This is a genomic window from Flagellimonas alvinocaridis, assembly GCF_004916895.1.
In the GTDB taxonomy this organism is placed as follows: Bacteria; Bacteroidota; Bacteroidia; order Flavobacteriales; family Flavobacteriaceae; genus Flagellimonas; species Flagellimonas alvinocaridis.
In genome coordinates this window covers 649,659-661,621 of record NZ_SNTZ01000001.1, presented here as the reverse complement: position 1 = coordinate 661,621, position 11,963 = coordinate 649,659, and the positions used below count along the sequence as shown (strand labels likewise).

The 11,963-nt window shown below is 40.9% G+C and carries 10 protein-coding genes and 1 tRNA gene; 6 read left to right on the top strand and 5 right to left on the bottom strand.

Features of this window, described 5'->3' with window-relative positions; all coding sequences use genetic code 11:
* Positions 1 to 23: 23 nt before the first annotated feature.
* The gene (locus EZV76_RS02935) at positions 24 to 347 is read left to right on the top strand and encodes an STAS-like domain-containing protein (RefSeq protein ID WP_136565081.1); all 324 of its coding nucleotides are present in this window, start codon (positions 24 to 26) and stop codon (positions 345 to 347) included.
* Between the two features lie 2 nt (positions 348 to 349).
* Entirely contained in the window at positions 350 to 952 is a 603-nt protein-coding gene (locus EZV76_RS02930) for a PIN domain-containing protein (protein WP_136565080.1), read from the top strand.
* Positions 953 to 1,019: 67 nt separating this feature from the next.
* Here the strand turns inward: EZV76_RS02930 and EZV76_RS02925 are convergent, their stop codons facing one another.
* Positions 1,020 to 1,418: a helix-turn-helix domain-containing protein gene (locus tag EZV76_RS02925; RefSeq protein ID WP_136565079.1), complete on the bottom strand. Its 399-nt coding sequence runs from the start codon at positions 1,416 to 1,418 to the stop codon at positions 1,020 to 1,022.
* A gap of 144 nt (positions 1,419 to 1,562) precedes the next feature.
* Between EZV76_RS02925 and EZV76_RS02920 the strand changes: the two genes are divergently transcribed.
* Both EZV76_RS02920 and EZV76_RS02915 read left to right on the top strand, forming a co-directional pair.
* A complete protein-coding gene (locus EZV76_RS02920) occupies positions 1,563 to 3,269 on the top strand; it encodes a HEPN domain-containing protein (RefSeq protein ID WP_136565078.1) in 1,707 nt (568 codons plus the stop codon).
* A 307-nt stretch (positions 3,270 to 3,576) separates the two neighbouring features.
* Entirely contained in the window at positions 3,577 to 5,703 is a 2,127-nt protein-coding gene (locus EZV76_RS02915) for an AAA family ATPase (protein ID WP_136565077.1), read from the top strand.
* A 397-nt stretch (positions 5,704 to 6,100) separates the two neighbouring features.
* Here the strand turns inward: EZV76_RS02915 and EZV76_RS02910 are convergent.
* A tRNA-Ile gene (locus EZV76_RS02910) sits at positions 6,101 to 6,174 on the bottom strand.
* Between the two features lie 59 nt (positions 6,175 to 6,233).
* Positions 6,234 to 6,641 (bottom strand): methylmalonyl-CoA epimerase, encoded by a 408-nt coding sequence (gene mce, locus EZV76_RS02905; protein ID WP_136565076.1) that lies wholly within the window; start codon positions 6,639 to 6,641, stop codon positions 6,234 to 6,236.
* A 102-nt stretch (positions 6,642 to 6,743) separates the two neighbouring features.
* Between mce and rbfA the strand changes: the two genes are divergently transcribed.
* Positions 6,744 to 7,139, top strand: a complete 396-nt coding sequence (rbfA, locus tag EZV76_RS02900; protein ID WP_136565075.1) for a 30S ribosome-binding factor RbfA — start codon at positions 6,744 to 6,746, stop codon at positions 7,137 to 7,139.
* A gap of 2 nt (positions 7,140 to 7,141) precedes the next feature.
* Positions 7,142 to 8,350, top strand: a complete 1,209-nt coding sequence (locus EZV76_RS02895) for an ABC transporter permease (protein WP_136565074.1) — start codon at positions 7,142 to 7,144, stop codon at positions 8,348 to 8,350.
* Here the strand turns inward: EZV76_RS02895 and dusB are convergent.
* Together dusB and EZV76_RS02885 are read right to left on the bottom strand one after the other, a co-directional pair.
* On the bottom strand, positions 8,347 to 9,339 hold the full coding sequence (gene dusB, locus EZV76_RS02890) for a tRNA dihydrouridine synthase DusB (protein WP_116216634.1): 993 nt from the start codon (positions 9,337 to 9,339) through the stop codon (positions 8,347 to 8,349). The genes EZV76_RS02895 and dusB overlap by 4 nt on opposite strands.
* Before the next feature lie 51 nt (positions 9,340 to 9,390).
* Complete coding sequence (locus tag EZV76_RS02885) at positions 9,391 to 11,811, bottom strand: outer membrane beta-barrel family protein (RefSeq protein ID WP_136565073.1); 2,421 nt, start codon at positions 11,809 to 11,811, stop codon at positions 9,391 to 9,393.
* Positions 11,812 to 11,963: the final 152 nt, after the last annotated feature.

Sequence of the window (11,963 nt, the reverse complement as noted above, 5' to 3'; positions counted from 1 at the left end):
GAGAACGTTAATTTTATTAACCTATGATTATCAATGTTTTAGATATTGTAAAATCAAATTTAGCCACTAATCTTGAGGATGGTGTTGCTCTATTTGAGGTTATTAAAGCAAAAAAACCTTCTGAAATTACTATTTCGTTTGTGGGTGTTAAACTTATCTCAACACTGTTTTTAAATGAAAGTATAGGTCGTTATGCGGCTATGAATAGTAAAACAATTCAAGAACTTCAATTTGAATATCCGGAAGGAAAAGAAATATTCGCCCACAAAATAGATGACGTAATTGAAAACGCTCTACTAGGCGAAGATTACGATAGCCTTGTTGACAACGCACTTCTGTCAATGTAAATATGTCTTATTCCTATTTTAAGGCAAATACCCATCAAGTTAAAGACAAGGAGAATTATTTTTTAGATGCGAATATTTGGCTAAAGGTTTTATCGCCTAAGAATAATCCATCCTTTAAAGAAAAGGCTTATCTAGAACTTTTTGATAAAATAATCAAAAACACAAAAGTTCGCATTGTTGTACCTGCACTTGTGGTTTCAGAAGTCGTCAACCGGATAATTAGAGAAGTCCATTACCAAAAGCATATAAATAAGATAAGAAAGGCTCAGCCAGACTTTAGCCCAGATTCATCTTATTACAAAAATGTATATAGGCCTTCACTAGACTATAGTGTTGCCTACAACATGATATGTGATGACTTAAAAAGTTATAATGTCTCAATTGATTTGATAAATGACGAATTTGGTTCGTCATTTAAATTCAAACATGTTTTAAGCAATCCGCCTACAAGCCTAGATTTTAATGATTATTACTATTATAATCTTTGTAAAAAGAAAGACTATTTTCTTGTTACTGATGACAAGGATTTTTGGGTCAAAAATGTCAAAGTTATAACAATGAGTGAGACCCTATTAAATAAGTACATTGCTTATTTAAAAAAGTAGAATGGCCTCTTCAGCATAATCTTTTCTGGTATCTACAGCCTAAGGAGAATAAAGAAATAAAAATAATTTATTTCTTCTTCAGAAGCTGCTCCAGATAAGCCACCTTATCTTTTTCAGCTTGGACAAGACGCTCATAAAGTTTCTTGTTCTCTTCATGAGCATCCATTAATTTATCCAATGGATTAAACGTGCAGTGTGTATTAAAGGCACTACTATCATGAAAACTATTGAAATAATTGAAGATAGACTCTTCGTTGAATTGTTGGATTCCTTCCTTGGTCACACCAAGAGCTTTGGCAACCTCTTCCAGTTTTGCATCATCTACTTTCTCGCTATTCTCAATATTGGAAACGGCCTGCTGGCTAATGCCCAGTTCTTCGGCCAACGTCTCCTGTTTCATTCCACGGAGTTCCCTGATCCTACTAATCTTTCTGCCTATATGGTTGTTCTTGGTCTTTGTCTGCATATCTCAAATATAGGGTGTTTCCCACAATAATCCGATTGTAATATACAAAACAGGTTCAATAAAATACAAGTGGCTATAGTGGGGTACTTGGGAATGCGACCTTAATATGGCTAGTGATTCTCGGACCCTTTAAAATACAAACCTATGGAACATTACTTAAACATACCCAAAAACTTTGATAAGAAGGAGGAACTCTCCAATCTTATCGACAACATCCTGAACGTAATCACCATTGATGCCATATTTCTATCCATGGAACAAAGGGAGGGAGAATCCCCTTATCATATCCTCACATTCTTTGCCGATGTCAACAACAACCCCATTCCCAATGAAATATTGGGTTTTGGGACAAAAACAGCAAAGGACCACCCTGATTTCCGAATCAAAATCTATACAGAGGAGCAATCCGAGATTGGAATCTTACGCGGGTCGCTCTACTTCTTGGAGCATTGCTGCCTTGGGGAAATGGTCTATGCGCACCCAGAGGGGACGAACCTTTTGGATTACCCTGAACTGGCCATGGGGAACATCCTTAAAAGAGCTGAACGTTATTTCGATTTGGAGATGAAAAAAATCAAGGCATTTGTAAATACTGCGGAAATATTGCTAAAGGAAGGTGATCATGCCATTGCCGCTTTCAACCTGCACCAAGCCTTTGAACTTGCATTCCGTTTCATGGAACAGATGTTTATCGGCCATAGCAAAGTAACCCATAGCATCATCAGCCATATCAACTTTTGCAAAGATTACTTTCCAACGTTACGTCCGTTTCCAAAAACAGCTGAAATGGACAACAATGAACTGTTGCTCCTATTGGAACATGCATATAGTGCCGCACGGTACGGAAATGAATATGAGATCAACAAAGGTCAGGTCCAATTGATTCAATCTGAATTCCAATCCTTTGCCGAACAAGTAGAAACCATCTTCAATAGACATCTGGAAGATTGCAGACAAAGAATTCACGGGGATGATGACGATAAACCTGCCCAAATTTTCAATGAGGTTGAAACCCATATTGAAGAGCAGGTAACCATCATGGATGAACCGGTTGACATAGTTTTACAAGAAACGGTTTCGTTGATCAAAAAGAAACTAAATCCCACACATATCTATCTTATGCAAAAAAGGACACTTCAAACACAAGATAAAGTCCACTTTCTTAGAGCTTTGGATGTTCAAACCTGTCCTGTCCATTATTGGTTGTTCATTGTTTCAGATAAGACGAACATTGATCCAATCCATTCAGTAGTTGATACCATCCAACAAAAATTCCAACAAGTCAGCCTCTGTATATGTTCTGATGCACCAAAAGTATTCTCCAAAAAGCTAAATAACGGGAATCCCTTTTACAAGAAGGTCGTTAGGAGTGGCAAGCTTTTGTTTCAAGGTGAGGGTGCCATGGATTTGAGGACCAACGATGATTTACCTAAAATGGGAACCAAAAAGACAAGGAAGACGATCAGCAGTAGGTACAGAAGGGCTAGAAACTATTTGGTGGTGGCCGAATCCCCAATGGGGGATTCATTGATGGCCGTTCATTTTGTCTCCTTGGCAGTTGAACAGGCTTGCCTTGGGTTGATCTATGGTGTTTTGAAATACAGGCCCAGAAACCATTCACTATCCCACTTGATAAAGTTGTGCGGTCATCTTTATCCCAAAATCCATGACTATTTCCCTATGCATACAGAACTTGACAAGGACCTGTTCCAATTATTGAGAAATGCAAGCTCTAAAATGCGCTATCAAAATAGGGATGTGGAAATAGACGAAATCAAAGCGGATATACTGCTGCAACGTTCAAGGGAATTTATGGTAGATAGTAGAGCCTTTGTTCAAGCGGGGCAATGAATGGAAGAATGTTAAACTCAATGTGGTTCCGTTACAAAAACCAATTTAAAAACCCAATAGCACCAAAGAGTTAGTTCATTGTAAAAGACCTATTTTCATTGATTTTAGTGAGGAAACCCTTATTTGGTTCAAAGAGAGAATGGGAACAAAACACTGAAAAAAAGCGGGGTGTCCCTAAAATCAACTTTATGAAAAGGATACTTAAAATGAAAATGATAACTACTAACAAAACAAGCAGTTATCATATTAAAGATTAGGTAATTTTCGAGGATTATCGTTTCTTGTAGGAAAATTATCCTTTTGTTTTATGGCTACAAAACTGAGCAGATTTAAAGTATACAATTTCAGGTCTATTGAGGAAAGTGATTGGATAGAAACAGCTGATAATTCTTGTCTTGTAGGGACAAATGAGGCAGGTAAAACAAATCTGTTAATAGCCCTATGGAAGCTTAATCCTGCAAATAAAGAGCCTATTGTCCCCTTAGATGACTTTCCAAGGCATTTATATAGTGAGTACAAAGCAGGCAATCATAAGGAGGATATTTTTATCTCTGCTGACTTTATTTTAGAGGATAGCTTTAGCGAAGAAATAGCCAAAAGATTGAAATGCGACCAAGAGCAAGTAAAGTGTGTACTTGTAGAAAGAAAATATAAGGGGGAGCACGTCATATCTTTTCCATATTCCCAGATAGACGAATATCCCGTAAGCGTATTGCAGGACTTATATTCAAAGTTCCAAACCGACTTAACAGGTAATGAGGTTTTCACTAAAGAACCTAAGGAGCTCCAAGATAAAATAACCTCTTTTTTAAGTGAACAGGTAAATAAGTTTCCATCCGATACATTTTCAAAAGATTTAGTAGTATCTCTTAAGGATGAAGCAATAGCCTTTGCAGAGAAGAATTTTGGTAAGAAACAGAATTTACCAAATTTCTTTTCCAGAAACCTATTAAAGCATCTTATTAAAATGAAAGATGCTTTTGATGGTAAGCCAGTCCAAAGTACCGAGGAGGTAGATAAAATGATTTTGGAGGAAATACCAAAATTTGTTTATTACTCTGATTACGGTAATCTGGATAGTGAAATTTATTTGCCTAGGGTAATAGAGGATTTTGGTAGAGAGGACTTGTCAGAGTCCGCAAGGGCAAAAGCCAGAACATTAGATGTTTTGTTTAAATACGTGAACTTGTCCCCAAAAGAGATTTATGAGCTAGGTAACGAGAGTAAGACCATCATAAAAAAGCTCAATCATCAAGGGGCTGTAGTAAGTACTGAGGAAAAGGAGTTGTCGGAGGAAGAAATAAGGGACTGGGCAGACAAGAAAAGGGAAAGAGGTATCTTGTTAAGGTCAGCCGCAACTCAACTAACTCAAAGATTTAGAAAGTGGTGGCTGCAAGGGGATTATATTTTTGACTTTCAAGCAGACGGTAGGCATTTTAGAATAAATGTATCTGACTCTTTACGCCCTGAGCCAATTGAACTAGAGGGTCGCAGTAGAGGGCTACAATGGTTTTTTAGTTTCTTTCTTGTTTTTCTTGTCGAAACAAAAGAGGGACATACAAATACAATACTCCTGTTAGACGAGCCTGGGCTGTCATTGCATCCCATTGCCCAGTACGATTTAGCTAAATTTTTCCGTAAACTGTCAGAGGACAATCAACTTATTTATACTTCTCATTCTCCGTTTTTGGTTGATATGGATAATCTGGCAAACGTTAAGGCCGTCTATATAGACTCCGATAATGGCAGGACTAGGGTATCCTCTAACCTTAGGTACAATGAGGTCGATGCTGAAAAGTCTATTTTCCCAGTTCATGCAGCTTTAGGACTGACCGTATCAGATACTCTATTATTAGGGTGTTTACCTGTATTGGTTGAGGGAGTAAGTGATCAGATATATTTGAGCGTGATTAAAAGATACCTTATCGGTAAAGGATTTTTGAACTACTCAAAGGAAATTGTCTTTATACCTACTGGAGGTGTCAAAGGGATGGGGCCAGTTACTAAACTTGTTACCTCTAGAGATGACCAATTACCTTATGTGCTACTGGACTCCGATAATGTTGGAAAGGGCTACAAAAAATCACTTTTAACTGGCAGGTATCTAGATGAGAAAGAAAGAGTTTTAGAGGTTGCAGACTATTTAGGAGACAAAGAATATGAAATTGAGGACTTGCTGCCTGCTGACGCAATAATCGAGATTATTGACAGGCAATATAGACCAGACGAGTATTTTGAAGATTTCTATACCAAAGATGAGCCCATTGTAGACCAGATAGAGGCATGGGCGAAAAAGAACGGGGTACAGTTGGAGGATGGATGGAAAGTTGACGTAGCAAGAATGTACCTAAACCGCTTTGATAAGTTAATGGAAAACATCCCTAAGGAGATGGAGGATAAATGGAAAGAAATATTTGATAAGCTAATATCTTAATTACCGTATCAAGAAATGAGTGCCGACCAATTTAAAATCAACTTAAATCAAAATCTCTGGGCTTTGGTTGTGTCCTTACTGACTTTAGGTACTGCCGAGTACTATTGCCTTAAGACGTTATTTTGGTTTGGGGTTATTCTATCTGGATTATCTACAATATCGCTATTAGTAACATTATTCTCTTATACGGTAAACTACGTGAGAAATAAACGTTAATAGGGCAAATAACAACAATGATTTTTAAATCAATGGCATTGATAATTCATTTTTAATCTGGGAAGTCCTTTGAACTAGGAAAAGTTAAGGACGACTATGGTAACGATAAAATTTTGCCCCCTATTATGCCCCCTATAAATTTAAAAACCCTTCTAAATCAATCGTTTAGAAGGGTTTTCCGTGGTCCCACCTGGGCTCGAACCAGGGACCACCTGATTATGAGTCAGGTGCTCTAACCAACTGAGCTATAGGACCCGCATTTTGCGGATGCAATATTAGTGTTTATTTTGCTTTACCGCAAGGTTTTAACGCCCCTACCCTTGTTTTATTTCTTGGCACAGCTCTACCAACACTCCATTGGTCCCCTTTGGATGCAAAAATGCAACCAGTTTATTATCAGCACCTTTCTTCGGGGTTTCGTTTATAATTACGAACCCTTCGTTTTTTAATCGTTCTATTTCGGCAATAATATCGTCAACAGCAAAAGCAATATGGTGAATACCTTCTCCTCTCTTTTCCAAAAACTTAGCAATGGGGCTGTCAGTTGTTATAGCTTCCAACAACTCCACTTTGTTGGGTCCCGATTTAAAAAAAGACGTTTTTACCCCTTCAGAGGCCACTTCCTCAATTTTGTAATGTGAAACACCCAGAAGTTTCTCGAACAAAGCGTTGGAAGCTTCCAAGTTTTTTACCACAATGCCGATGTGCTCAATCTTGTCCATAAGTTCCTCTTTTTGGTTAAAAAACAGTCCTAATTTCCAAAAATACATACTGTTATCCTATCGTTTCGTGCTGTTGGTCATTAATTCGTTTATTTTTGCACCATGGAGGAAACACAAAGGCAAAAGAAAATAGCGGGAATTATCCAAAAAGACTTGGCCGATATCCTGCAAAGAGCGGCCACTGATGGTGGCTTAAAGGGAACCTTGATCTCTGTTTCCAAGGTGTCTGTAACCACTGACCTGTCCATCGCAAAGGCATATGTGAGCATTTTTCCCAACAAGGATGCCCAAAAACTATTGGAGGGTATCAAGGCCAGCCAAGTGGCCATCCGCTACGAACTGGCCCAACGGACCAAAAACCAATTGAGGAAGGTCCCAGAGCTTAATTTTTATCTTGATGATTCCTTGGAGTACATCGATAACATTGAAAAATCGCTCAAAGGCGAAGAAAATCCCATTGAAAATCGGGACTTGCTCGACAAACGAAAGAAATCCTGATTTTGAACTTTCCCCTCTATATCGCAAAGCGTTACTTACGATCTAAAAGCAGCCAAAATGCGGTAAACATCATCAATTTCATCACATTTTTGGTGATTGTTATTGGTTCTGCCGCGCTTTTTGTGGTGCTTTCGGCATTTGCAGGACTCAAAACCTTCAGTCTTTCTTTTTCCAATACATTCGATCCCGATCTAAAGGCCACAGCCGCTATTGGAAAACATTTTTCCCTTACCCCTGATCAAGAAAATGATTTGGCAAAGCTCCCAGGGGTTGTCAATTATTCCAAAGAATTGGAGGAAAAGGTCTATATCACATATAAGGAGAAAAGTTTCTTTCCTTTCATCAAGGGTATCGATGCCAATTACAGGGCCGTGACAGGCGTGGATAGCACCCTCTATTTTGGCACTTGGGGCGATATGGAATATAGCACAGTTATGGGCATTGGCATCTACAATCAGCTTGGGGTGCCCATAGACAATTACCGAAATCCCATGACCGTATTGGCCCCTAAACCGGGCAAGGGTTCTTTCTCACAGCAAGGATTCAACTCCAAACCCTACAATCAACTTTCCTTGGTGCTCAGTGGGGTATATGCCGTTGAGGAACATTTGGACAAAAAGTACGTTTTTGCGCAACTTCCCCTAGTTCAAAAATTATTGGAAAAGGACAGTACGGAAATCTCAGGAATCAATTTTAAATTGGATGCCAGTGTTCCAGTAGATGAAGTGAAGAACTCCATTAAAACGGTTTTGGGCGATACCGTGCTAATCCTAACCCGACAAGAGCAGAACGGCACCTTGCACCGCATGCTCAATACCGAAAACCTGGCCACGTACCTCATTTTTACCTTGGTCCTCATCATTGCCCTTTTCAATGTAGTAGGGGCCATCATCATGATGATTTTGGATAAACAGCAAAACTCCAAGACACTATTCAGTTTGGGAACCACCATAAGGGAACTCCGTAAAATATACTTTGTACAGGGGTTATTGGTGACTTCCTTGGGTGGATTTATCGGGGTGTTGATTGGTTCCTTGCTGATTGCCTCGCAATTGGCCTTCAGTTGGCTAAAAATCACCCCTTCCTTGGCCTATCCCGTGGAATACAACATCATGAATGTGATCTTGGTACTGGCCACGATCGTGGTTCTGGGGTTCGTCTCATCAAAAATTGCGAGCAGCCGGATTACCAAGAAATTGATAACGGCCTAGGCAAACTGAAAGTCGCCAAACTTCTCCAAAACTTCATCAAAAGCGGCAAACACATCAGCAGATTCGTCACTGGTGACCATCTTCATCCGATATTCCTTGAAATGGGGAATACCTTTGAAGTAATTGGTATAATGCCTGCGGGTTTCAAAAACCCCCAACTTTTCTCCCTTCCAATCAATGGACATTTGAAGATGTCTACGGGCGGCTTCCACACGTTCTTCCATGGTAGGGGGTGGTAGATGGGTACCCGTCTTGAAATAGTGCTTCACTTCCTTAAAGAACCAAGGATAGCCTATGCTGGCACGACCGATCATAGCGCCGTCCAATCCATATTCATCCCGCATTTTAACCGCAGCTTCGGGGGTATCCACATCGCCATTTCCAAAAACGGGAATATGCATTCTGGGGTTGTTCTTGACCTCGGCAATGGGTTTCCAATCGGCCTCACCTTTGTACATCTGTACCCGGGTACGCCCATGGATGGATATGGCCTGGGTACCCACATCCTGAAGTCGCTCTGCAACCTCAACGATTTTTATGGAATTGGCGTCCCAACCCAAACGTGTTTTTACCGTAACCGGCAGTTTTGTGCGCTTTACAATTTCCTCGGTCAATTTTACCATAAGGGGAATATCCCGTAGAATGCCGGCCCCTGCATTCTTGCAGACCACTTTCTTTACCGGACAGCCAAAATTGATATCGATGATATCCGGGTTGGATTTTTCAACAATATCCACTGCCTGCAACATGGAATCCAGCTCTGCACCAAATATCTGGATGCCCACTGGGCGCTCCTTCTCATAAATGTCCAGTTTGATGACACTTTTGGCGGCATCCCTGATCAAGCCTTCCGATGAAATGAACTCGGTGTACACCACATCGGCCCCTTGTTCCTTGCATAAAGCACGAAATGGAGGGTCGCTCACATCTTCCATGGGGGCAAGAAGCAACGGAAAATCAGGTAGTTCTATGTTTCCAATTTTTGGCAAATCCTATCTTTTTTGGACTGCAAAAGTACAAAATACCCGAAAATCAAGGTATTATTCCGTGGCTTGGAGCCTATCACGCTCCTTTTTATCGATTCCACGCTGGTTGTCCTCTAACCTGAAGTTCCCAAAATTATAGGTAAAGCCCACACGGATGAACTGGGTTTCGGGTCTTCTTCGGTAGAAATTGTCCTGATTTAGATACTGTGATCGATAGGTGGGCACATACTGCTCCAAAATATCCTCTGCCGCTATGGAAATGGTGGCCCTGTTGTTGAAAAGTGACTTGCGAAGCCCTAACGTCAAGTTCATCTGCTCATCGGAAATATAGGACCCGAACAAAAATTGTGAGATATAGGTAAAAGTCACCTCACCCGTGAAGGTTCCATCCTTGGAAAGGGTAAGGTAGTTGGCCAAATAGCCATAAACGCCGTCCACTTCGTTGGTGTATTCAACATTGTTGCTCTCCACGGCCAAAAAAGTCTCCTCTTCATGAAAAAAAGAGGTGTAGGCATAGACGAACCACGATGGCAAAATGGTCTTGCTCAGCGTAAAGTCCAATCCGTAGGAGGTACTTTCCAACACATTTTGCTTTAATTCCACCAATGTCTGGTTGTCGTTGTCCTGAAAGACCAAATCAGCAATATTACTTCCGTTGTCCCTATAATAGATGTCGAAGAAATATTCGCTGTTGAGGGTATAGTTGAGATTAAAATTGTTGCTGAAGTTCGGGGTGAGCCTTGGGTTCCCCTCTTCATAGTCATTTTCATTGAAGAAAAACCGGAAAGGATTTAGGTCGTTGTATTTGGGCCGGTTTACATTTCTACCATAATCAAAAGAAAAACTATGGTTTACCGAAGGACTATACAACACGTACAAGGACGGAAACGGCTCAAAGAAATCCTGGGTGTTGGTCTGATTCAAGGTCAGGGATCTTCCTTCTGCTTCGGTAAGCTCACCGCGCAACCCTAGTTTCATGGACCATTTTTCCCAGTTCTTCACAAAGCTCAAATAGGCAGCATATACATTTTCGTCATACAGATATCGGTCGGACAAGGTGGCGTCCACCGTACTGCTGCTCCCCGTAAAGTTGAAAAAGTCCACTTGGCTCTCGGACGCAATGGAGGAAATTTTAGCCCCGGTCTCCAACGAGGCATTACCAATGGGTGTGGAATAATCCAGTTGCCCAGTAAAGATTTCTATGTCCTGCCGCGAATCGGAATCAAACCCAAAACTGCGCAAAAAACCCCCACTGGCATCATAATAGTCTGAAGCCAGATTTTGAAAATATGTCCCATTATAATTGGTGTAGTGGCCATTGGCACTCAGTCGGGCCCCTTCTTTCTTCAGGTTATGCACGTAGGTCAGGTCAAAGGCCAAGTTGGTGTTGTCCAACATAGCATTATTGTGCGTGGTAAACGTGGAATCCAGTTGTCCCATTCCATTGCGCATATCATTGACCAATCGGGTCTGTTGGTCTTGGTCTGGGTTGAACACCAAGTTGGAGGTCAGGTTTAAACTATTGCGGTCATCCAAATCATAATCCAAGATAATGTTGGCGTTATGCGACTGCGTCTTTTTGGTCTGGTTGTATTTGGTATCCCATTGTGAAAAAACGGTGTTGGTGGCATCCATAAAATGGATGTCCTTATCCGTTTTTCGTACTTCTTTCTGCGGATTGATACTGTAGTTGGCGAACAAATGAAGCTTGTCCGTCTTATAATAATGGCTGGTTCCCAAACTGAATTTTGGGAATATGGCTTGGGTGTAGGTTCCGTTGAGGCTCCCCTTGTACCCGGGGACTATGTTCTTGTTGGTGACAATGTTCAAAATAGGACCTCCTTCCGCATCGTAACGTGCCGGGGGATTGGCAATGACCTCCACCGATTTTATATTGGTCCCGGAAAGGCCCTGTAACAAATCCTGAACCTCCTGTCCGGACAATTGTACCTTTCTGTCGTTCAGGTAAACTGTTGCATTTTGTCCACGAATCAATAACTCATCTTGGTTCACAATGACTCCTGGAGTGCTTTTCAGGATATCCCAAGAGGTTCCCTGCGAAATAACCGTATTCTCTACTGAAAAGACCAGTCTGTCTGGGAGTTTTTGGAGTTTTGGCCGTTGTGCCGTAACAACCACTTCATCAAGTGCATTGGTCTCCAAGGGTATGATGAGTGCCCCAAGGGAAACATCTTTGGCTATGTCCAAAGCCCGAGGTTCCGACCCCCTACCCACATAACTGGCTTGCAACAAATACAGGTCCGGTTCAACCCCAACAAGGACAAAAACACCATTGTCATCTGCTGAAGTTCCCTTCACAAAAGTGGTATCGGTGGCCTGTAATAGCAAAATGTTGGCAAAGGGAATGATTTGGTTCTGTTCGTCCACTACCTTTCCCGTTATCTGATAGGTCTGCGCAACGAGATTGTTGGACACCAAAAACACCAATAACAAAATATAGGTGATGTGCTTCATTTACAGATTGGGTTGAACCTCAAATCTAAGAAATAATTTCAGAGCGATATACAGCGCTCTTTTTCTTATTTGTAAAAAAGCATTTGCAGGTAGCTAAAACAGCTATATTTGCAGTTGCTATCAATCTGCTTTTGGATTGACAACCGATGGAT